The sequence below is a fragment of the Citrobacter sp. Cm038 genome (genome assembly GCF_030333105.1).
Classification (GTDB): Bacteria; Pseudomonadota; Gammaproteobacteria; order Enterobacterales; family Enterobacteriaceae; genus Citrobacter; species Citrobacter murliniae.
Map to the genome: position 1 here is coordinate 399,987 of NZ_JAOWGO010000022.1, position 21,612 is coordinate 421,598.

Annotated in this window: 21 protein-coding genes; 9 read left to right on the plus strand and 12 right to left on the minus strand. The window is 51.4% G+C overall.

The annotated features are described in order from the left end of the window. Positions 1 to 197: 197 nt before the first annotated feature. Positions 198 to 1,373 (minus strand): coiled-coil domain-containing protein, encoded by a 1,176-nt coding sequence (locus OGY01_RS13205; RefSeq protein WP_045440893.1) that lies wholly within the window; start codon positions 1,371 to 1,373, stop codon positions 198 to 200. A 385-nt stretch (positions 1,374 to 1,758) separates the two neighbouring features. On the opposite strand from OGY01_RS13205, the gene pheP reads away from it, so the two are divergent. From pheP to OGY01_RS13230, 5 genes are all read left to right on the plus strand, one after another. Further along, the gene (pheP, locus tag OGY01_RS13210) at positions 1,759 to 3,153 is read left to right on the plus strand and encodes a phenylalanine transporter (protein WP_045440895.1); all 1,395 of its coding nucleotides are present in this window, start codon (positions 1,759 to 1,761) and stop codon (positions 3,151 to 3,153) included. 163 nt (positions 3,154 to 3,316) lie between these two features. Next, positions 3,317 to 4,558: an MFS transporter gene (locus tag OGY01_RS13215; protein ID WP_045440896.1), complete on the plus strand. Its 1,242-nt coding sequence runs from the start codon at positions 3,317 to 3,319 to the stop codon at positions 4,556 to 4,558. Between the two features lie 15 nt (positions 4,559 to 4,573). Continuing rightward, positions 4,574 to 5,602 (plus strand): sugar phosphate isomerase/epimerase family protein, encoded by a 1,029-nt coding sequence (locus OGY01_RS13220; RefSeq protein ID WP_048221896.1) that lies wholly within the window; start codon positions 4,574 to 4,576, stop codon positions 5,600 to 5,602. Continuing rightward, positions 5,599 to 6,750: a Gfo/Idh/MocA family protein gene (locus OGY01_RS13225; RefSeq protein WP_286493209.1), complete on the plus strand. Its 1,152-nt coding sequence runs from the start codon at positions 5,599 to 5,601 to the stop codon at positions 6,748 to 6,750. Before OGY01_RS13220 ends, OGY01_RS13225 begins: the two co-directional genes overlap by 4 nt. 77 nt (positions 6,751 to 6,827) lie before the next feature. Further along, positions 6,828 to 7,808, plus strand: a complete 981-nt coding sequence (locus tag OGY01_RS13230; RefSeq protein WP_045440902.1) for a LacI family DNA-binding transcriptional regulator — start codon at positions 6,828 to 6,830, stop codon at positions 7,806 to 7,808. Between the two features lie 3 nt (positions 7,809 to 7,811). Here OGY01_RS13230 and OGY01_RS13235 read toward each other — a convergent pair whose 3' ends face one another. Together OGY01_RS13235 and OGY01_RS13240 are read right to left on the minus strand one after the other, a co-directional pair. Further along, positions 7,812 to 9,056 (minus strand): mechanosensitive ion channel family protein, encoded by a 1,245-nt coding sequence (locus OGY01_RS13235; protein ID WP_045440904.1) that lies wholly within the window; start codon positions 9,054 to 9,056, stop codon positions 7,812 to 7,814. A 73-nt stretch (positions 9,057 to 9,129) separates the two neighbouring features. Further along, positions 9,130 to 10,566, minus strand: a complete 1,437-nt coding sequence (locus tag OGY01_RS13240; protein WP_286493210.1) for an MFS transporter — start codon at positions 10,564 to 10,566, stop codon at positions 9,130 to 9,132. A gap of 107 nt (positions 10,567 to 10,673) precedes the next feature. Between OGY01_RS13240 and OGY01_RS13245 the strand changes: the two genes are divergently transcribed. Next, the gene (locus OGY01_RS13245) at positions 10,674 to 11,540 is read left to right on the plus strand and encodes a helix-turn-helix transcriptional regulator (protein ID WP_286493211.1); all 867 of its coding nucleotides are present in this window, start codon (positions 10,674 to 10,676) and stop codon (positions 11,538 to 11,540) included. A gap of 40 nt (positions 11,541 to 11,580) precedes the next feature. Here the strand turns inward: OGY01_RS13245 and nfsB are convergent, their stop codons facing one another. From nfsB to OGY01_RS13260, 3 genes are all read right to left on the minus strand, one after another. Then, positions 11,581 to 12,234 carry an oxygen-insensitive NAD(P)H nitroreductase gene (gene nfsB, locus OGY01_RS13250; protein WP_045440910.1) on the minus strand — a complete coding sequence of 218 codons (654 nt, stop codon included), beginning with the start codon at positions 12,232 to 12,234 and terminating at the stop codon, positions 11,581 to 11,583. A gap of 120 nt (positions 12,235 to 12,354) precedes the next feature. Next, positions 12,355 to 12,723 carry an MmcQ/YjbR family DNA-binding protein gene (locus OGY01_RS13255; protein ID WP_045440911.1) on the minus strand — a complete coding sequence of 123 codons (369 nt, stop codon included), beginning with the start codon at positions 12,721 to 12,723 and terminating at the stop codon, positions 12,355 to 12,357. Further along, a complete protein-coding gene (locus tag OGY01_RS13260) occupies positions 12,723 to 13,304 on the minus strand; it encodes a TetR/AcrR family transcriptional regulator (protein ID WP_048221892.1) in 582 nt (193 codons plus the stop codon). Before OGY01_RS13260 ends, OGY01_RS13255 begins: the two co-directional genes overlap by 1 nt. A gap of 190 nt (positions 13,305 to 13,494) precedes the next feature. Here OGY01_RS13260 and OGY01_RS13265 point away from each other — a divergent pair, with 190 nt between their 5' ends. Together OGY01_RS13265 and OGY01_RS13270 are read left to right on the plus strand one after the other, a co-directional pair. Beyond that, positions 13,495 to 14,607 (plus strand): MBL fold metallo-hydrolase, encoded by a 1,113-nt coding sequence (locus OGY01_RS13265; protein ID WP_286493212.1) that lies wholly within the window; start codon positions 13,495 to 13,497, stop codon positions 14,605 to 14,607. A gap of 16 nt (positions 14,608 to 14,623) precedes the next feature. Then, positions 14,624 to 14,965, plus strand: coding sequence for a RamA family antibiotic efflux transcriptional regulator (locus tag OGY01_RS13270; RefSeq protein WP_045440915.1), 342 nt, complete (start codon positions 14,624 to 14,626; stop codon positions 14,963 to 14,965). Between the two features lie 22 nt (positions 14,966 to 14,987). Here the strand turns inward: OGY01_RS13270 and OGY01_RS13275 are convergent, their stop codons facing one another. Beyond that, positions 14,988 to 15,236, minus strand: coding sequence for a DUF1158 domain-containing protein (locus OGY01_RS13275; RefSeq protein ID WP_045440916.1), 249 nt, complete (start codon positions 15,234 to 15,236; stop codon positions 14,988 to 14,990). Between the two features lie 64 nt (positions 15,237 to 15,300). Further along, positions 15,301 to 16,419, minus strand: a complete 1,119-nt coding sequence (locus OGY01_RS13280) for a YbdK family carboxylate-amine ligase (protein ID WP_286493213.1) — start codon at positions 16,417 to 16,419, stop codon at positions 15,301 to 15,303. A gap of 144 nt (positions 16,420 to 16,563) precedes the next feature. Here OGY01_RS13280 and OGY01_RS13285 point away from each other — a divergent pair, with 144 nt between their 5' ends. Next, positions 16,564 to 17,268 carry a GNAT family N-acetyltransferase gene (locus OGY01_RS13285; RefSeq protein WP_200010481.1) on the plus strand — a complete coding sequence of 235 codons (705 nt, stop codon included), beginning with the start codon at positions 16,564 to 16,566 and terminating at the stop codon, positions 17,266 to 17,268. A gap of 42 nt (positions 17,269 to 17,310) precedes the next feature. On the opposite strand, the gene OGY01_RS13290 is transcribed toward OGY01_RS13285, so the two are convergent. From OGY01_RS13290 to OGY01_RS13305, 4 genes are read right to left on the minus strand one after another with little or no spacing between them, the layout of a single operon-like run. Further along, complete coding sequence (locus OGY01_RS13290) at positions 17,311 to 18,096, minus strand: SDR family oxidoreductase (protein WP_045440923.1); 786 nt, start codon at positions 18,094 to 18,096, stop codon at positions 17,311 to 17,313. Between the two features lie 35 nt (positions 18,097 to 18,131). Continuing rightward, positions 18,132 to 18,929, minus strand: a complete 798-nt coding sequence (locus OGY01_RS13295; RefSeq protein ID WP_200010485.1) for an SDR family oxidoreductase — start codon at positions 18,927 to 18,929, stop codon at positions 18,132 to 18,134. 53 nt (positions 18,930 to 18,982) lie between these two features. Beyond that, positions 18,983 to 20,050 carry an ABC transporter permease gene (locus OGY01_RS13300; RefSeq protein ID WP_045440927.1) on the minus strand — a complete coding sequence of 356 codons (1,068 nt, stop codon included), beginning with the start codon at positions 20,048 to 20,050 and terminating at the stop codon, positions 18,983 to 18,985. A 17-nt stretch (positions 20,051 to 20,067) separates the two neighbouring features. Continuing rightward, a complete protein-coding gene (locus OGY01_RS13305) occupies positions 20,068 to 21,612 on the minus strand; it encodes a sugar ABC transporter ATP-binding protein (protein WP_286493215.1) in 1,545 nt (514 codons plus the stop codon).

Below are 21,612 nucleotides of genomic sequence, written 5' to 3' on the forward strand. Positions count from 1 at the left end.
GCAGTAAAGTATGAGGGTTGTTGGTAGATGAAAATATTGTCATATTTGAATTAAATGTCTTTAATTATTTATATTTTATGATTTTATCCTTAGTTTTATGTAAATCTTAAAGTTTAATGTCAAAATGAGCTATTCGTGCTTAATGCGCAAATCACTCATGCCATCACCACTGTGTTCATCACGCAACCCGAGAATCCTCAACTGGCCAACAGCTCTTGTTCCACTTGTTGTACCTGTACTTCCAGCGTGTTACGGATCTCCGTTAATGCCCGTTGTTGATCTGAAAAATAAGCCTCTTTATCCGTCACTGAAGTGGCCAGGCGCCAGGCGTTTTCAGCTTCCAGTTCGGTAATCTCTTTGAGCAGAGCACTAATTTGCTCTCTGAGCTGCTGTATTTTGCTGCGTAAATGCTCCAGATCGTTCAGTCGGTCACTTGCCATCATTGGTTCAAGGCCGCTTTGCAGTTGGGTAAGCAATGCCCGAACGGCTGCCAGATCGGCATTTTGTCGCGCCTGATTAAGCTGCACCATCATCTGATGTGCCTTTTCTTTTAAATCATCTGCCACGACGTCCGGGTGGCAAAGCCGGCTGGCCTGACGCCACAGGCGTTTTAACTCATTACGTTCATTCGGAGATAGCCGCTGATCGCGGGTAAAGCGATGCTGAGCATCCTGCTGTTGTTCCTGGTATTCATCATATTCATGGCTGGCCTCTTCCTGAGCCTGCCGGGTAGCGCTGTCGTCCTGACGAGAAAAATCGTTTTCCAGTTCACGGATTTCTGCCAGCAGGGCGGTGATAAGCTCAGTTTGTTGCTGAATACGCTGACGGGTTTCTACGGACTCACGGGAGTCAGAACTCAGGTTCACCCAGTGCTGCTTGAGTTTTGCCAGTTGATCAACGGCCTGTGAAATATAGTGCTGGCAGGACTGATAATCTTTTTCCCGTCGTTTTCTCTCCGCTTCCTGTTTGCGCAGTGCGCTGGCGGCCAGTTGTTTGCGCAGTTCCAGAATCCGGCTCATTAACGGCCCGAGGCGAAGATGGTACAGGTCGTTAAATTCATCCAGGATTTGAATGTGTGTGTTGCGCTTATCAATAAGGTCTCGCAGTTGTGACTCGAGCGCTTTTAGCTCGAGTTTACTGGCTGCGATGCCAGGGTCTTGCCACGTTGATACCGCTCGCTGAGATTGTAACCAGCCGGAAATTTCGCGTAGGGCATCGTTGAAACGTCGCTCTTCGATAGCCTGTACTATCGCACCAGGAATGACTGCCAATGGTTCATTTTTCAGATGTGCCAGCTGCTGGAAAATAATCTCCTCATCTTCCAGTTCGATGGCGCTTTTGACGATTTCGAGTCGTTTAATGATCTTATTCATGACAGTCGTTGCCTGGCGTGGCTCAAAAACGAGTGACCGATACCAGAGTGGGTTCACCCGTTTGAAAATGTTGGAAAAACAGTAAAGCGCATTCTGTGGCCTGCGATGCCTTTTCGTCCAGAATAATTCACGGTAATTATAAAAAAGCGGCAGTAACGCGCATTTGTTCGGGTGTTCAAAGCCTCGTTTCATCTTTTATATCGTCCGCAAGCTGCGCGAACTCTGGTATTGAAGATTTTCGTGAGCGATGACTTCTGATTTTTTATCCTGAGCCCCGGCGCGTTGAGTTAAGGCAGCCCGGCGTATCCAAACGATTGCGCCTTGCGACAACCAGGTTGAAATGTTAAAAGAAGCCCCTTCAATAAAAACCACACAGGGGTAGGGCGTGAAAAACGCGTCAACTGCATCTGACACTAGTGTGTCCGATGCCGCGTCGACTAATGAACCGACGCTTCAGCGGGGGTTGCAAAACCGCCATATTCAATTAATTGCGCTGGGTGGCGCAATTGGCACGGGCCTGTTTCTGGGGATTGGCCCGGCAATTCAGATGGCGGGACCTGCGGTCCTGCTGGGCTACGGTGTCGCCGGAATAATCGCGTTTCTGATTATGCGTCAGTTGGGCGAAATGGTGGTTGAAGAACCCGTTTCCGGATCGTTTGCCCACTTTGCCTATAAATACTGGGGACCCTTTGCCGGCTTTCTGTCTGGCTGGAACTACTGGGTAATGTTTGTACTGGTCGGCATGGCGGAGCTTACCGCAGCCGGGATCTACATGCAGTACTGGCTGCCCGATGTCCCGACCTGGATTTGGGCCGCCGCTTTCTTTGTTATTATCAATGCCGTCAATCTGGTCAACGTTCGTCTGTATGGTGAAACGGAATTCTGGTTCGCACTGATTAAAGTGCTGGCGATTATCGGCATGATTGGTTTTGGTATATGGATGCTGTTTTCCGGCAACGGCGGTGAACATGCGAGCATCGATAATCTCTGGCGCTACAACGGTTTCTTTGCTACCGGCTGGAATGGTTTGATCCTGTCGCTGGCAGTGATTATGTTTTCTTTTGGTGGACTGGAGCTGATCGGCATTACAGCGGCTGAAGCACAGGATCCTCAAAAAAGTATCCCGAAAGCAGTAAACCAGGTGGTGTATCGTATTTTGCTGTTTTACATCGGCTCACTGGTGGTATTGCTGGCGCTGTATCCTTGGGTGGAAGTGAAATCAAACAGCAGCCCGTTTGTCATGATTTTCCATAATCTTGACAGCAACGTGGTGGCTTCAGCGCTCAACTTCGTTATCCTGGTAGCTTCGCTGTCGGTCTATAACAGTGGCGTGTATTCCAATAGCCGTATGCTGTTTGGCCTTTCGGTACAGGGGAATGCACCGAAGTTTCTAACCCGTGTCAGCCGTCGCGGCGTGCCAGTTAACTCATTGATTCTTTCCGGCGCTATCACATCGCTGGTGGTATTGATCAACTACGTGCTGCCGCAAAAAGCGTTTAGTTTGCTGATGGCGCTGGTGGTTGCGACCCTGTTGCTGAACTGGATTATGATTTGTCTGGCGCATCTGCGTTTCCGTGCGGCGATGCGTCGCAAGGGGCGTGATACCCAGTTCAAGGCGCTGTTATATCCGGTCGGAAACTATCTGTGTATTGCCTTCCTTGCTTTGATCCTGGTGCTGATGTGTACCATGGATGATATGCGCTTGTCGGCCATGCTGCTGCCGGCATGGATCCTGTTCCTGTTTGTTGCCTTCAAACTGCTGCGCCGTAAAGCCCGCTAATCGCTAACCGATCTCATCCTGATGATGAGATCGGTCATCTCTCGATCTTTATCGTGATTGAACTCGCAGTTCTGAATCGCTTCACAGGATCTTTATTTTGTAATCGATTACTTTTTATTTGAACCTGTTTGTAATCGATTACTTTTTAAAGGTGAGGCAAAAAATGGTGTCGACAACCGAAAGTAGTGGAAAACAGAGCGTACGGTACAGACTGCTGGTGCCGAGGCTCTCGCTAATGATGTTTTTACAGTTCTTTATTTGGGGAAGCTGGTCTGTCACGTTGGGGTTGGTGATGAGCCAGCACAACATGTCTCTGCTGATTGGTGATGCGTTTTCCGCCGGACCAATCGCCTCGATTTTGTCGCCGTTTGTCTTGGGGATGTTGGTGGATCGCTTCTTTGCTTCGCAAAAGGTGATGGCGGTGATGCACCTTGCTGGGGCTGCGATCCTCTGGTTTGTGCCGCAGGCGCTGGTGGCGCAAAACGGCGCACTGCTGATTGGTCTGCTGTTTGGCTACACGTTGTGCTACATGCCAACGCTGGCGTTGACCAACAATATCGCATTTCATAGCTTGTCCGATAAAGACAAAACTTTCCCGGTAGTGCGGGTGTTTGGCACTATTGGCTGGATTGTCGCGGGGATCTTCATCGGCGTAACCGGCATTTCAGATACGACAGGCATCTTTACGCTGGCTGCGGTTATTTCAGTGATTCTGGCGCTCTATAGTCTGACGTTGCCCAATACACCCGCTCCGGCGAAAGGGCTGCCGGTAAAAGTGCGTGATCTGTTTTGCGCAGATGCCTTTGCTTTACTCAAAACTCGCCACTTCTTTGTCTTCTCTCTCTGCGCGACGTTAATCTCAGTGCCGCTGGGGACATACTATGCGTACACCGCGTCGTTTCTGGCGGATGCGGGCGTTGGTGATGTCAGCACGGCCATGTCATTCGGCCAGATGTCTGAAATTTTCTTCATGCTGGTGATCCCGTTCTTGTTCCGACGACTGGGCGTGAAATACATGCTGCTTATCGGCATGTGCGCCTGGTTTGTGCGTTATGCCTTCTTTGCGCTTGGCATCAGTGAAGAGGGGCGTTTCTTGCTTTATCTCGGTATTTTGTTACATGGGGTGTGTTACGACTTCTTCTTTGTGGTTGGTTTTATCTACACCGACCGTATTGCCGGGGAAAAAGTAAAAGGTCAGGCGCAAAGCATGATCGTCATGTTTACCTACGGGATTGGCATGCTGCTGGGTTCGCAAATTTCCGGTGCGCTGTATAACCGACTGGTCGCGGGACAGACCGTGCCTCAGGCATGGACTACTTTCTGGTGGATCCCGGCAGTAGCCGCCGCAGTAATTGCTGTGATTTTCCTTTTCTCTTTCAAGTATGACGAGAAAGAGCGCGCGTAATATTCAGGAGGGGTTATGAGAACCATTAAGGGACCGGGGATTTTTCTGGCACAGTTTATCGGTGGGCAACCTCCGTTTAACACCCTGAAAGGGCTGGCTGAGTGGGCGGCGGGATTAGGCTATAAGGCATTACAGATCCCGTGTAATCACAAGTCGCTGTTTGATGTCGAACAGGCTGCGGTAAGCCAGACCTACTGCGATGATATTCGCGGGATGCTGGCGGAACATGGGCTGGCGATCAGCGAGTTATCCACTCATCTCGAAGGTCAACTGGTTGCGGTCCATCCTGCCTACGATGATGCTTTTGCCGGATTTGCACCACAGTCATTACGCGCCGATCCCCAGGCCCGCCAGGCGTGGGCGACACAGACGTTACAACAGGCTGCGGCCGCTTCACAAAGGCTGGGGCTGACGGCGCACGCGACGTTTTCTGGTTCTCTCGCCTGGCCCTATTTTTATCCGTGGCCACCGCATAATCGCCAGCGTTTTGAGGAGGCATTTCAGGAACTGGCACGTCGTTGGCGGCCCATTCTTGACTGTTTTGATGAACACGGCGTGGATGTTTGTTATGAGATCCATCCAGGCGAAGATCTGCATGATGGTGTCACTTTCGAACGTTTTTTGGCGCTGGTTGATGATCATCCGCGTTGCAATATCCTTTACGATCCCAGCCACCTGCTACTGCAACAGATGGACTATCTCGGGTTTATCGATATCTACCATTCGCGCATCAAAGCGTTTCACGTTAAAGATGCTGAGTACCGTGCCAATAGCCGAAGCGGCGTGTACGGCGGCTATCAGCCATGGATTGACCGCGCCGGACGGTTCCGCTCGCTGGGGGATGGACAGGTTGATTTCAAAACGATTTTCAGCAAACTCACGCAATATGATTATCATGGTTGGGCAGTCCTGGAGTGGGAATGCTGTTTGAAAGAGGCAGAAACGGGGGCCAGTGAAGGTAGCGGGTTTATTCAACGCCATATTATTCCGGTTTCATCTCGCGCATTTGATGATTTCGCCGCTGGCGATGAGGTACGCAAATGATACAGGTTGGTATTATTGGTAGCGGATTTATTGGGCCTGCGCATATTGAGGCGCTGCGTCGGCTGGGTAATGTGAACGTGGTGGCACTTTGCGACAGCTCACAGGCCGTTGCTGATGAACGGGCTCGTTCGTTACATGTTCCCCATGCGTACGGTAGCGTTGAAGCGTTGCTGGCGCATCCGGGGCTACAGGTGGTGCATAACTGCACGCCGAATCATCTGCATGCTGACATCAATCGACAGATTTTGCGTGCCGGGCTGCATGTATTTTCTGAAAAGCCGCTCTGTATGACGCCTGATGAGGCTCATGAACTGGTGGATCTGGCTGAGCAGGCGGGCGTGGTGCATGGTGTTAGCTTTGTTTATCGCCAGTTTGCAATGGTACAGCAGGCGGCCAGCATGGTACGCAACGGCAGCGTTGGGCGTCTGTTTGCCGTGCAGGGCTGCTATTTGCAGGACTGGATGCTGCTGGAAACTGACTACAACTGGCGCGTCGATGCAGCACTTGGCGGTGGCTCGCGGGCAGTGGCAGATATCGGCTCGCACTGGTGCGACACGGTGCAGTTCGTTACTGGCAAGCGTATTGTGGAGGTGATGGCCGATCTTGCTATCGTCTGGCCAACACGCAAAGCCAGCATTACCGGTGGTGCGACCTTTAATCAGCAGACCGCAGACCGACAGCTTGAAGATAAACCGGTTACTACCGAAGACTGTGGATCGGTGCTGGTGCGTTTTGAGGATGGTAGCAAGGGCTGTTTTAGTGTTTCTCAGGTCAGCGCCGGGCGAAAGAACCATCTGAGTTTTGAGATTAACGGCAGCCAACATTCTTTGAGCTGGGACCAGGAAACACCGCAGCAACTATGGGTGGGACATCGCCAGCAGGCGAATCAGATCCTGACGGATGATCCGGGACTGATGAATGCCGAGGTAGCCGCAAGTGCGCATTTTCCGGGCGGACATATTGAGGGGTGGCCAGATGCGTTCAAAAATATGATGCTGCAGTTTTACCAGGCGGTGCAGGCAGGGAAAATGCCTGCGCCTGAGGCCCGTCGTTTTGCTTCGTTCACGGATGGCGCTGATGTGATGTATGTCATTGATGCTATTATAAAAAGCCATCAGCAGCAGCGTTGGGTGTCGGTACAGCGTTAAATACGCACCCGGTTCGCCGGGCGGTGATTTTATGGTAGCCTCAACGCAAAGCGAAAACCGCAGGATGTGTCGTCGTTATGTCTATTCAAAAAATCGCCCAGCTTGCCGGTGTATCGGTGGCGACGGTATCACGAGTGCTGAATAACAGTGATACCGTCAAAGCCAAAAACCGCGAGCGCGTGCTACAGGCTATCAAGGAAAGCAATTATCAGCCCAACCTGCTTGCCCGCCAACTACGCACGGCACGAAGTTCGATGATCCTGGTGATGGTCTCCAACATAGCCAACCCTTTTTGTGCCGAGGTGGTGAAAGGCATTGAGGAGGAGGCTGAGAAGAACGGCTATCGCATTTTGCTGTGTAATTCTGGCTCTGATACGGCCCGCTCGAAATCAGCACTGAAACTGCTGTCAGGTAAAATCGTTGACGGCATCATCACCATGGATGCGTTTTCTAAATTACCAGAACTGACTACGTTGATTGGCGATGCGCCCTGGGTGCAGTGTGCGGAATATGCCGATAAAGGTGCGGTTTCCTGTGTGGGTATCAACGATGTGGATGCCGCGCAGTCGGTGATATCGCATCTGGTGGACAAGGGCTACCGGCGCATTGCGTTGATCAACCATGATCTGAGCTATAAATACGCGCGTTTGCGTGAACGGGGATACAAAGCGGCGCTGCATGCGCTGTCGCTTGAGTATCAGGCGGTGGAGTACGCCAGTGAATTAAGTTCCAGCGCTGGTATTGCCGCGATGGAAACCTTACTGGCGGCAGAGGTGAAACCCGATGCGGTATTTGCCGTGTCCGACACGCTGGCAGCCGGAGCCATGCGCGCGATTATCAACGCCGGGTTACAGATCCCACAGGACATTGCCGTGGTTGGATTTGACGGCACGGAACTGGCGGAAATGGTCTCCCCACAGCTTACGACCATTGAGCAACCCTCGCGCGATATTGGCCGCAAGGCGGTAGGGTTATTGCTAAATAGAATTGAAAATCCAGATGCCCCTGCCGAAAGGGTCATGATGGACTGGCGCTATATTTCACGCGCCAGCACCTGAGGACTACCGCTGAAATGCGCCTGACAGCGCACGAATATCATTCCCGGTAGGGGACTGATGAATGCGTAAACCAAACTCTTCGACCACGGCAAAAATATGGTCGAAGATATCAGCCTGAATACTTTCGTATTCCAGCCACACTACCGTATTGGTGAAGGCATAAATCTCAATAGGTAAACCGTGATCGTCCGGGGCCAACTGGCGAACCATCAACGTCATATCTTTGCGGATGCGTGGATGGTGACGTAAATATTCGTTCAGATAGGCGCGAAACGTCCCGATATTGGTCATCTGACGGTGATTTAGTACGGATTCAGGCGCATCTAACTGCTGGTTCCATTCATTAATTTCCTGATGGCGTGTCGTTAAATACGGTTTAAGCAAGTGCGCTTTATGCAGTCGCTGGCGTTCATCCTCATCGAGAAAATGAATGCTGGTGGCATCAATATTGATGCTGCGTTTAATTCGGCGACCGCCGGACGCTGACATCCCGCTCCAGTTTTTAAAGGAGTCCGATACCAGCGACCAGGTTGGAATAGTGGTAATGGTATTATCCCAGTTACGTACTTTGACAGTGGTTAAACCGATATCGATCACCGCGCCATCTGCGCCGTATTTCGGCATTTCCAGCCAGTCGCCCAGTTTGAGCATATCGTTGGCAGAAAGTTGTATTCCGGCGACCAGACCGAGGATTGGATCTTTAAATACCAGCATTAAGACGGCGGCCATTGCACCTAAGCCACTAATGAGTATTGCTGGTGACTGGCCAATCAACAGGGAAATCATCAAAATACCGATGATAATTGCACCAATTAACTTGATGCCCTGAAATATACCTTTTAACGGTAGCTGTGATGCGGCAGGGAGTTTCTGCGACAGATTGAGAATAACGTCCAGCAGGGAGAATAAGGATAGCAGAGCGTACATCATGATCCACAGCTGTGCGCAGGTCACTAATATTTCGGCGGCTTCGCTTCCTTTTTGTAACCAGAGCGCAGCCTGGATATTGACGATGATACCTTGCAGCGTAAACGCCAGACGATGAAATAATTTGTTCTGCGTGATGATTTGTAGCCACAGACGGGAGCTGGCGTTGGCACGTTTTTCAAATGCGCGTAGTACCACCCAGTGCAAAATAACGTGAACAATAATGGCGGTGATAAAAATAATGCCAAAAATCATCACCAGCGAAGTGGTGTGATTCATTTCAATGCCGAGTTCTTCTACCTGAGATATCAATTCCTGCATAACGTCTCCTTAATAAACAGCGGTCTATGATGACCGCTGTGCAGAGGTTATGCAAATGCGTACTCCTCACTCTCTATTTTGAGGCGACACAGGCACGGGGTTGTACGACATTCAGCGTGCGACGGAAAAATAACGTTGCCAGAAGCAGAACAATCATCATTGCGGCTTCGACGGCCAAAAAACCGATAACCGACCGCGTGTAATCACCGTGGTTATGCTGCTGCAGATGCAAAAACAACGCGCCTAACATGGCGGGGCCGAGCCCGAGTGTAGCCTGCTGTAGCGTACTCAAAATGGTCGTTCCGGCACCTGCATCATGTGTGGTGATATCGCGCATACCGATACGATAAAAACTGTTCACAATCAGCGCCTGGCCGTAACCGATAAGCGTTGTCGCCGGGATCAGCGTGAACACTGAAGTTTGCAGGCCCGAATGCCAGAAGGTCAGTATGAGCCCTGTTAATCCTGTAATTTGAATGACCAGGCCGGTTAACAGAATACGCCCTGTGCTATAGCGGGCAATCAATCGCGGCGCATAACACGCTGAGATAAAATAGGCCGCGCCGAGGGCAATAAAGCTATTGCCGGATTCCCACGGTGCCATACCAAGACCTGCTTGCAGGGTCAGAGCCATGCAGAACATAAAACCTGACCAGGCGCTAAAAAACAGTAATGCAATCAGGACACCGAACCGGATGCTGCTGAGCCTCAACAGGCGTGGTGGCAAAAGAGGCTGTCGCTGACGTTGTTCCTGGCGTAATGCATTGCTCCGCATCCACCACCCCAACGGCAGGATCGCGACAAGTGCTACCTGTGTCTGCCATGGCCAGCCGGTTTCCGGGCCTAATGCCATCGGAAAAAGGAGGCAACAGAGGATAGCTGCCAGACCGGTGGTTCCCAGCCAGTCAATATCGGCCCGGGTTTCTCGGGTAGTTTCGGGGACATAACGGCGGCTGAAAATCAGCACCAACAGGCAGATCGGGACATTAATAAAAAACGCGTTGCGCCAGCCCAGTCCGGCAATATCTGCTGAAACTAACCATCCCCCACCCATCTGGCCTACGATAAAAGCGATACCGCCAATACCCCCGTACAAACTGATGGCTCGCGCATGTGCTGTACCTTTCAACGTGACGTGAAGGGTGGCGAGAATCTGCGGTACGATTAGCGCAGCCCCCGCACCTTGTAAAACACGGGCACTCAGTAACATGTCTATGGAGTTTGCCAAACCGCAAAACAGGGATGCTAACCCAAACACGACGACGCCCCACATAAACAGGCGGCGGCGACCGTAGTTATCGCCGAGTTTGCTTCCTAACGCCAGACAGACGGCGAAGGTCACACCGTATAAGGCAACAATCAACTCAAGCTGGGTCGTGGTAGCCTGTAGCGACTGCGTAATGGAATCCAACGCGACATTGGTAATTGATGTATCAATAAGCGGCAGCATTTGGCCTGTGAGTAACAGCAGTAACCCTACGCGACCGGGTGAAACAACTGAGGTATTCATGGTAACTCCATTGCGTCATTCAGCAGATGGACGTAGCATCACTGAATAATTAAACGGGTACCAGTTCCTGGTTATACGGGTATTGGTACTACCATGCTGGAGTGTATATGGCGGTAATGGCACAACCTGAATCTGTGGCTATCCTTCCTGATGACAGCCGCAAACAGCTCGGTGCGTTTTTGCGTGTGCGACGAGAAAGCCTTGACCCGCAACGACTGGGGCTGCCGAGAATCGGGCGGCGGCGAACACCCGGCCTGCGCCGCGAAGAGGTCGCGATGCTGGCTAATGTTGGTGTAACCTGGTACACCTGGCTGGAGCAGGGGCGCGAGGTGAACCCGTCGCAAACGGTACTGCTGAGCGTGGCGAATGCACTGCAATGCAGCCCTCTGGAAACCCGTCACCTGTTTGTGCTGGTAGGATTGACACCGCCGGAATCGACGGCGGCTACGGTGTGTGAAGGCATCAGTCCAGGCGCCCGGCGGATGCTAGACAGTCTGATGCCGCAGCCTGCCAGCATCCAGAAACCCAGTTTTGACATTGTGGCGTGGAATGACAGTTTTTGCCGCTTAATGGGGATTGATTTTGCTACGCTTCCGGACGAAGACCGCAACTGTATTTACCTCTATCTCACCAATGAAACCTGGCGAAGCCGTATCGAAAATTGCGATGTATTACCGACGTTTGTCTCGTACTTTCGTGCAGCAATGGCGGAGCATCGGGGCGATCCGATCTGGGAGAATAAATTGGCGCGTTTTTTTGCCGCGTCTTCTGAGTTCGAAGCGTTGTGGCATCAGCGTTATGAGGTTCGGGGCGTGGAAAATCAGGTGAAAAACTTTCACCATCCGCAGTTGGGGCGTTTTAGTTTGCAGCAGATGTACTGGTATTCAGCACCTCGTAACGGTTCGCGACTGCTGGTTTATTTACCGATGGATGCAGCCGGGGAGCAAGCATTAGCGTGGCTGGATAAGCAGTAAAAAGCCCGATGGCGTAAGCCTCCCGGGCTGTATGGGGAAATCAGACTTCCGTCAGCGTCGTTTCCTGTGGCAGGCGTGATTTTGGCAGTGCGGCGTTGAAGTCCTCTACGCTGTGGTGGCCCACCGGGACGATAACCACGCTGGTGTAGCCTTTTTCTTTCAGGCCAAACTCTGCGTCGAGAACAGCGGCATCAAAACCTTCGATCGGCACGGCATCCAGGCCCATCGCCGCAACGCCCAACAGGAAGTTACCTACGTTCAGGTACACCTGTTTTGCCATCCAGTGGTTGTCATCTTTGAGCTCTTTGCGGTGCATGTCAGCAAAGAATGTGCGCCCTTTGTGGTTAGCCGCCTTGGCTTCCGGGGTCGCAAAACGACCATCGATCTCTTCTTGATCCACGACACGCTCCAGCCACGCGTCGTCCATAGCTGTTTTGGCGCAGAACACCACGACGTGAGAAGCATCAAGCATTTTACGCTCGTTGAACACAAAGTTACCGGCGGCGGATTTTGCTACGCGCGCTTTCCCTTCGTCAGTGCTGGCAACGATGAAATGCCACGGCTGGGAGTTGGTGCTGGACGGACTGAACTGCAGCAGCGTTTTTAATTTTTCTGCCTGCTCAGCGGTCAGTTTTTTACTCGGATCGAATGCCTTAGTGGAGTAACGTTTTAAGGCGACAGAAACAATATCCATAAAAACTCCTGGTGGTTTTTCGTACCCTGCGGGTGCGTTTTAGTTTCAGCAGGGTACAGGGTTAGCGAAAAAAAGATAAGACGGAAAAATGCAAAAACACTTATCGGCGCTAACGATAAATCAGGTGGGGCGCAGGCGTTTTTGATCCCGTTTAGGAAGACCGTCAACAACCCGATGCCATGAGTCATTCACCAGCTCTGTTAGTAATGACTCGCTAATATCGTCACCAGGATAGACCGAGATCCAGTGCTTTTTATTCATGTGATAGCCTGGCTCGATGCTGCGGTAAATCTGCTGATTTAACAGCGATTTTTGCGGTTCAGACTTCAGGTTGACCAGAGGGCGTCCGCGTTGCTCGGAGACAATCATAAAAATCTTGCCGCCGACCTTAAAGACGTCAAACTCAGGGCCGAATGGCCAGCAGAGCTCGGTAAAAGGGAGTTCAAGCGCAACACGTTTCGCACAAGCGTGTAATGTCTGACCGTCCATTATTTTTCCTCGCGAGTGAGCGCACGCCACATAGCTTCAAATCCCATAGCAATGTATTCATTTGCACGGGCAGGATCGCGGGCGGCGAATTCCATTGTTGTTTCCGCCAGCGACAGAAAAAGCCCGTCACCGAAGGCGCGATACTCGTCAGACATGAACTCGGGCCGCACGGAGCGATGACAAAGATCGCGTAGTTCCGGGAACATATCGTCAGCCTGTTGTTCGGTTTCTTTGGAGATTTTCTCGCTGACGGCAAGCTGGCGAATGGTACGGTGCCCGGTAGTGTGATTCAAACCCCAGCTAATGTAGCTGTTCCAGATGTAGTGAGTCATAGTTTTGGCATCGGTCACCGAACGGTCCAGATTAGCCATCATCGACTGACAGAGATCGTGCTTTAGATAGAGATAAAGCTCGTTGATGAGATCATCTTTTGTCGCGAAATAGCGAAACAACGTTCCCTCCGCAACCCCAGCATTACGGGCAATGACGGCGGTAGAGGCCGCAATGCCAGATTGTGCAAATGCTGTGGTTGCAGCTTCCAGTAATGCCATTTTTTTGTCTTCACTCTTCGGACGAGCCACTACACTTTACCCTTAAGTCTGTAAAAAACACGATTGAATCACGGCCTTTGCAGTACCGCAACGGCGAATGTCAAAGATTGAAAATCATCTTGACGGCGAACTTTCGATTTCTATAATGAGTGCTTACTCACTCATAATCAAGAGTCAGTCGCGCAAACCAACGGAAAGGAGGCGCGTTTAAGGTCAGGATATGAAGCGTCTCACAGTTTGTGTGGTTGTTATTATGCTCATTGCCGCTACTGCAAGTTTACCATTCGTACTCAATGCTGGATTTGGTCAGGCGCCGCAAGGGGCACAACTAAGCCAGGTTGAACAGTCGCCACACTATCGTGATGGACAGTTTCATAACCAGGTGCCTACACCGGGCTATACCGGCAACAAAAGTATGCTGGCGGCGTGGTGGGAGTTTCTGGTTGCTAAACGTGAAAATGCGCGGCCTGCACAGCCGCTACCGCTGGTGGCGACCCATCTCGCGAGTTTATTACCGGAGCAAGATACCCTGGTCTGGCTGGGCCACTCCTCGTGGTACTTACAGTTGGCTGGCCAACGCATCCTTATTGATCCGGTGTTCAGCAATTACGCAGCGCCGTTTTCGTTTCTGAATAAAGCCTTTGTCGGGGATTACCCGTGGACGGCGCAGAACATGCCGGAAATCGATTTGCTGATCATCTCACATGACCACTATGACCATCTGGATCATGCAACCATCAAGGCGTTGATGCCAAAGATTAAACGGGTGATTACCCCGCTTGGCGTTGGTTCACACCTGCGTTACTGGGGGATGAACAGCGAGATAATAGAGGAGCGTGACTGGAATCAGTCCGTCAGAGTGACTGATTCACTGATTGTCCATGTACTGCCGGCGCGCCATTTTTCGGGTAGAGGCATTAAACGTAATCAAACGCTGTGGGCAAGTTTCATGTTTGAAACGCCAGAACAGAACGTTTATTACAGCGGAGACTCCGGCTACGGACCGCATTTTAAAGCGATTGGCGAGCAGTTTGGTACGGTCGATTTAGCCATCATGGAAAATGGTCAATATGACCAGGACTGGAAGTTTATCCACATGATGCCGGAAGAGACTGCGCAGGCGGCAGCGGATCTCCATGCGAAAGCCGTTTTACCGGGACATGCCGGTCGCTTCGTTCTGGCAAAACACACCTGGGACGATCCCTACAAACGCCTGGCGCTTGCCAGTCGCCTCAAAGATTACCGTTTGCTGACGCCTATGCTGGGTGAGCAGGTAGTACTGTCCGAACCAGACCAACAGTTTACGGCCTGGTGGCAGCAAACGGCCCAATGAACACAGGGAGATGACGATGACGATTTCTGCTCAGGTTATCGAAACAATTGTCGAATGGATTGATGATAATTTAAATCAACCATTGCGCATTGATGATATTGCCCGCCACGCGGGATATTCAAAATGGCACTTGCAGCGTTTGTTTATGCAGTACAAAGGTGAAAGCCTCGGGCGTTACATCCGTGAACGTAAGCTATTACTGGCGGCGCGTGACCTGCGTGATACCGACCAGAAGGTGTACGATATTTGTCTGAAGTATGGCTTCGATTCACAACAGACTTTTACACGGATTTTCACTCGTACGTTTAGCCAGCCGCCCGGCGCTTATCGTAAAGAAAATCACAGTCGCACCCACTAGCGCAGCAAGGGTTCTCGCGGGATTAATCTGCCAGCGAGAACCAGCGTCGCCAGATGAAGCGCAGAACAAAATACTCAATCACCCCCAGCAGTAAAAACCACAGACAAAACAGCAAAGTATAAAACTGATTGAGATCCATTAAATGAAAGGCGGCGACGAACTTTTGTGCCAGCACCAGGCCGAGCGAGGGCGCAGGTAGCAGCAGGCAGGAAAGAAACGCCATCAGCAGGATCCCGGCGGCGGTCATTAGTGATTCAAGCGGGTGTTTCATAACATTGTTAAACTTGAGTTAAAAACCCATTGTCCGGGATATCTTCCGCTAACGCAAACCCTGCTTAAAGCCCAGACCAGATCTCACAATGTTTCTTCACCAGACCGCTTAATGACCCGCCTTTCGCGACGAAATCACGCATCTGTTGCGCTTCATTATGACCATTTTTCACCTGCTGTCGTAGGGCGGTAATCGCGCTGGTAGCGCCCACTTTTTTCGCCGAGGATGCAACGTTTTCCAGCAGCCGTAGCGTGTCATCCGCCAGACGATGATGATCCCCGGTGTTCACATCGGTTAATACCCCATCCATACCAAAACGGCAGGCCTGAAAACGATTAAATTTGTAAAGCAGGTAATCACGCTCCTGGTGTTTGAACGGACGTTCGGTTAATAACCAGTGGGAGGTGGCCTGAATTAATCCTGCCATATTAACGGCATGGTTAAGGGTCAGTGGGGTGTCCATCACCCGAACTTCTACTGTGCCAAAGTGCGGGCTTGGGCGGATATCCCAGTGCAGATCTTTAATGCTGTCAATCATGCTGGTCCAGGACAGTCGGCGAAACAGTCCTTCAAATTCCTGCCAGGTTTTAACCCATGGCATGGGGCCGTTATCGGGAAATCCGGAGAAAATATTAAGGCGCGCGCAGGCAAATCGTGTGTCGGCTTCCTGCATGTAAGGTGAGGCGGCTGAGAGTGCAATAAAATGGGGAACAAACCGCGACAGGCCGTGCAGGAGGTAAATCGCGTCATCACCGTTTTCACAGCCAACGTGGACATGCTGGCCAAACACTGTCGCCTGCTGAATGAGATAGCCAAAGTTTTCCAGGTTACGCCGGTAGCGCTCGTCATCACACACTTCCTGGCGCTGCCACTTTTGAAAGGGATGTGTACCCCCGCCGCAAATTTCGAGGTGGTATTTACCGGCAGATCGCATAATGACCTGCTGCATAGTGGAAAATTCCGCCGCTGCCTGATCAATGTTGCGACAGACGCCGGTCGCCATCTCCAGCATACTTTCGGTGATATCGTGTTTCACCTCTCCGGCGGTGAGTTGTGGTTTAACATCGTCGATCAGCCGAGAAGAGTCCTGACTCAGATCGAAACCTGGAGGGTTGACCACCTGCATTTCCAGTTCAATCCCTAACGTAAACGGTTCGGAGACGTGAAAATCGGGTAGTGACATAGCGCTTTCCCTTCTGCGTTGATTTTTAATCAGTATAGAAGGGCAGGGGGTTCTTCGTTCAGTGTCAGAAATCGCGCACCTGCGCTTTGACCGTAAAATGGCCGATGCTATAACTGTTTTTTACTTTTTATACAGGGGTGAACTGTGCCGGAAATAAATGTTTATGGGCAGACGGTAGGAGACGCACTTCCAGACTGGAATGGCGCGTCAGCACTGACTCGGATTTTGCTGGAAGGGCATTATTGCCGTCTTGAGCCTTTGGATGCCGACAGCCATGCAGCCGATCTGTTTGACGCCTACGCGCAGGCTCCTGATGAGCGTGACTGGACCTGGCTTGCCAGCACACGTCCATCGAACGTTGAGGAGACCGTGCGCTGGATTATGGGGAAATCAACAGATGCGTCGCTGGTTCCCTATGCGGTGATTGATTTACGCTCAGGACGTGCCGTGGGTCTGGTGTGTTTTATGGCGATCGATCTTGTAAACGGCTCGGTGGAAATTGGTCATGTGACATGGTCGCCACGCATGAAAAATACGGTGCTGGGCACCGAAACCATCTGGCTGTTGCTGAACCAGGCATTTGCTATGGGCTACCGTCGCGTGGAGTGGAAATGTGACTCGCTGAATGTCGCGTCCCGTCGGGCGGCGGAGCGTTTAGGGTTTGTTCACGAAGGACGCTTTCGCCAGAAAATTGTGCGTAAGGGACGCAATCGCGACAGCGACTGGCTATCGATGATTGACGGCGAGTGGCCGCAATGTGACGCCGTTTTGCAGCGCTGGCTGGCCCCGGAAAACTTTGACGAAAAAGGGCGACAGCGAAAAACGCTGGTGGCATGTAGAGCGATTTAAGTTAACGCCCGCAGTTTGTGATATCTGCGGGCGAATTGGCATTTACCAACAGATAAAGCCGCCGTCCACCACCAGATCTACACCGGTGCAAAATGAGGCGGCATCGCTGGCAAGAAATAACGCCGGGCCTGCCATTTCTTCCACCTTAGCCATTCGCTGAATGGGCGTCTGGCTTTCAAATTCCCGTGTCTGATGAACCATCTCCGGACGGGTATTCATCGGTGTGGCGGTATAGCCTGGGCTGATTGAGTTCACGCGAATACCTTTTTCAATCCACTCCATCGCCAGGCTTTTTGAGAGATGAATGACGCCTGCTTTGGAACTGTTGTAATGCGCCTGTTCAAGTCCCCGGTTAACGATAATCCCGGACATGGAAGCGATGTTGATGATCGAACCGCCGCCGGATTCAATCATCAATTCTGCTTCGGCTTTACAGGAGTTCCATACACCGGTGAGATTGATGTCAATTACGCGTTGCCACTGCTCGCTCTCCATTTCCAGCGCGGGATTGGCGTTAGCGATACCTGCCGCATTCACTGCAATATCCAGACGACCGAATTGCTTTTTCGCCAGCGCAACTGCGGCGCGCAGGTCGTTAAGCTGCCGGACATCGCCCGAATAGAGTGCAGCCTGCCCGCCAATTGCTTCGATATTATTGACGGTCTCTTTTAGTCCGCCGTCTTCGCGCAAGTCAAAGCAAACTACGCGAGCACCCGCACTGGCGAGGGCATACGCGATAGTCTGACCAATACCGCTGCCTGCGCCGGTCACGAAAGCGACGCGCCCTTCAAGGTTAAACAGTTGTTGAGCAAAATCTTTTGCGATCATAGTGATGACTCTCCCTGCGAATACCCTTGCGGGCGTTACGACATAATCAGGCCGCCATCGATATTGATGGTTTGTCCGGTGAGATAACGAGCATCGTCAGAGGCCAGGAAAGCGACCAGTCCGGCGACATCCTCAGGTTTGCCCGCTCGTTTCATGGGAATGCCTTCAACCCATTCCGCCATCAGTTCACCTTTACCATAGCGTTTTTCATCGGTACTAAGGATCTCTCCCCATACGCGGTCGTTGTAATCCCACATTTCACTTTCGATAATTCCCGGGCAGAAAGCATTGACGGTGATATTCCACGGTGCCAGCTCATGCGCCAGACTTTGAGTAATACCGATCACGCCCATCTTGCTGGCGGCATAATGCGGGGTGTAGATAAAACCCTGGCGTCCCTGACCGGAGGACGTGTTAATCAGGCAGCCCTGGTTTTGTTTAACCATATATTTTGCGGCTTCCCTGCAGCAGAGCCACACACCGGTAGTGTTTACGGCGAGGACCTTTTCGAAATCCGCTTTCGGCATGCGGTCGAAATAATCGATAGTGATAACACCTGCGTTCTGGATGGATACATCAATGGTGCCAAAGCGCGCGGCGGCCTGTTCATACAGTGATTGCACCTGCGCCTCATTGGTGACATCAACCTGCAAAGACAGAATGTCGGCCTGGTAACGATGACGCAGTTGTTCAGCCGTTTCGTGGACACGTTCGGCATTGGATACCATCACCAGATTTGCGCCGTCTCGGGCGAAACGTTCGGCGATACCGGCTCCAATTCCCCGGCATGCGCCTGTGATGACGATTGTCTTACCATGAAAATCACGTTGCATATTTCTTTCCCCTGTATAAGCCGGGCATCAGATGCCCGGCGGAATGATGCTGATTAGCTGGATATCGTGTTTGCCGAGGGTGCCGCCGTCTGCTTTTCTTCATGGCGACGCATCAGAATGACCTTGTTCTGTAGCTTTTGCTGGAACTGGTCGACGACCACAGCAGTGACGATAACAACGCCTTTAATCACCATTTGCCAGAAATCGCTGACACCCATCATCACCATGCCATCCGCCAGAAAGACGATTACAAAGGCACCGATAATGGAGCCAGATACCCGTCCGCGTCCGCCAGCAAGAGCGGTTCCGCCCAGGACGGTGGCTCCAATGGCATCCATTTCAAACATGTTTCCGGTCATGGGATGTGCAGTTTGCAGTTGCGATGCCACAATCAGACCGACAAAAGCGGCACACAACCCGGAGAAGGCGTACACGAAGATTTTCGCTTTTACGATAGGTACGCCAGCCAGGCGCGCAGCAGATTCGTTCCCCCCGATAGCGTAGATATAGCGACCAAGCGGGGTTTTGGTGGTGATCCAATAGCCCAATATCAGGAAAGCAATCATCAACCAGATGGGCAGATAAATCCCCAGTAGCGTGCCTGAACCCAGCGTGGCAAAGCCCGTGTTACCCAGTGCTTCTATACCGTTAAGGTTGGGGTAGGTGCTACCGTCATTAAACAGCAAGGCGGACCCCCTGGCGACGTACATCATGCCGAGGGTACAGATAAAGGGTGCAACTCCGAAGCGAGTGATTACCGCGCCGTTAACAAATCCAACAATGATGCCGAAGATAGCGACAAAGAGAATAACTTCTGGCACGTTGAAAAAGAGGATATTGCCGCCCCAGATGGGCAGTCCATTGGTAAGCAAGGCTCCGGCGACCATGCCGCAGATCCCGGCGACGGCTCCGACTGACAGATCAATGCCTCCTGTCAGGATCACCAGCGTCATACCAATCGCCAGTAACCCGGTGATCGCAACATGCTGGGTCATAATCAGCAGGTTAGATGTGGTCAGGAAATTCGGTACCATCACGCTGAAGAATGCGATCACCAGCAGCAGAGCGATAAACGTTCTGGCCTTCAGCAGGTACATATAAATCATATATTTCTGGTTCATGATGGATTCCAGCCTGATTAATCTTGAGGTGTAGAAGCTGCGATCAATTTCTCGCGAGTGACCGCATGGCGAGGGACATCTGCGGTAATGCGGCCATCGGCCATCACCAGAATGCGGTCCGCCAGCGCCATCACTTCGTCCAGCTCTGATGAGGAGAACATCACCGCCAGCCCTTGCTGAGCCATTTTGCCGATAAGGTGATATACGTCAGTTTTGGCGCCTACATCGATGCCGCGAGTAGGTTCATCGAGGAAGACCACTTGTGGTTGCGTCATTAATGCTTTGCCGAGCACAACCTTTTGCTGGTTGCCTCCACTCAATGAGGTGATAGGCAGCTCGGGATCGCTGACTTTGATGGCCAACTGCTGGATCATATTCTTCACGCTGGCCTGTTCTTTATGCGGGTTGAGCCATTTCCAGGCACGGCGAAATCCTTTCAGGCTGAAGTCAGACAGCGTCATGTTGGACTGAATTGACATCATCTGAATGACTCCTTCGCCCTGTCTGTCTTCTGGTACCAGCGCCAGCCCTTTTTTCAGTCGGGACTGAAAGTGGGCTTTATTAATGCATTCACCGTTGAGCTGAACATTCCCACTCTGGCAAGGCATCAGTCCAACCAGGCCTTTGAACAGTTCTGTACGTCCTGCGCCCAGCAGACCGTAGATTCCAATCACTTCACCTTTACTTAAGCTAAATGTTACGTCATTGAGCTTATAGCCGCCGCTGGGATGGAGCGCTGTGAGTCCCTGAACAGAAAGGATCGTGTCACCTTTTGGTGCAGGCTGATAATCGAAATGTTTTTTCTTATCGCCAACCATTTGCTCAATGATCCATGGAATGCTGGCATCGCTGACCGTTCTTTCACTGATAAATCGACCATCACGGAAGATAGTGATGTAGTCACCAATTTCCATCAGTTCTTCAAGACGATGAGATATATAGATGATGGTAACGCCACGCCGCTTGAGTTGCTCAATCACATTGAACAACACCTTTACCTCAGACTGGCTGAGGGCTGACGTTGGTTCGTCCATAATTAGAACGCGCGTATCTTTTGAAAGGGCACGGGCAATCTCAACCAGTTGCTGGTGGCCAATCCCGAGTTCATCCAGGGGCGTATACGGATCAACTTCCAGCTCAAGTCTTTCCAGTAAAGATTTAGCCAATGCATACTGGTACTTTTCGTTAATTCTCCCTTTCTGAAAGAACTCATTAGCCATGAAGATGTTGTCCATGACGTTCATATTTGGGAATAGATTCAATTCCTGGAAAATAATGCTAATACCCTGTTTTTCAGCCTGATGAGTTGAGTTCAGGGAAACTGGCTTACCGTCCAGAAAGATTTGACCGGACGATGGGCTTTCAACACCAGCAAGCATTTTCATCATGGTGGATTTACCGGCACCATTTTCTCCGATCAGCACGTTTACTTTATTACGATATACCCGGTAATTAACGCTATCTAATGCGACTACCCCAGGGTAGACGCGTGACAGATCGCGGGTTTCGATAATAACTTCTGATTCGACTGGATGGGGAGCGACGATATCTTGCTGTTGCAT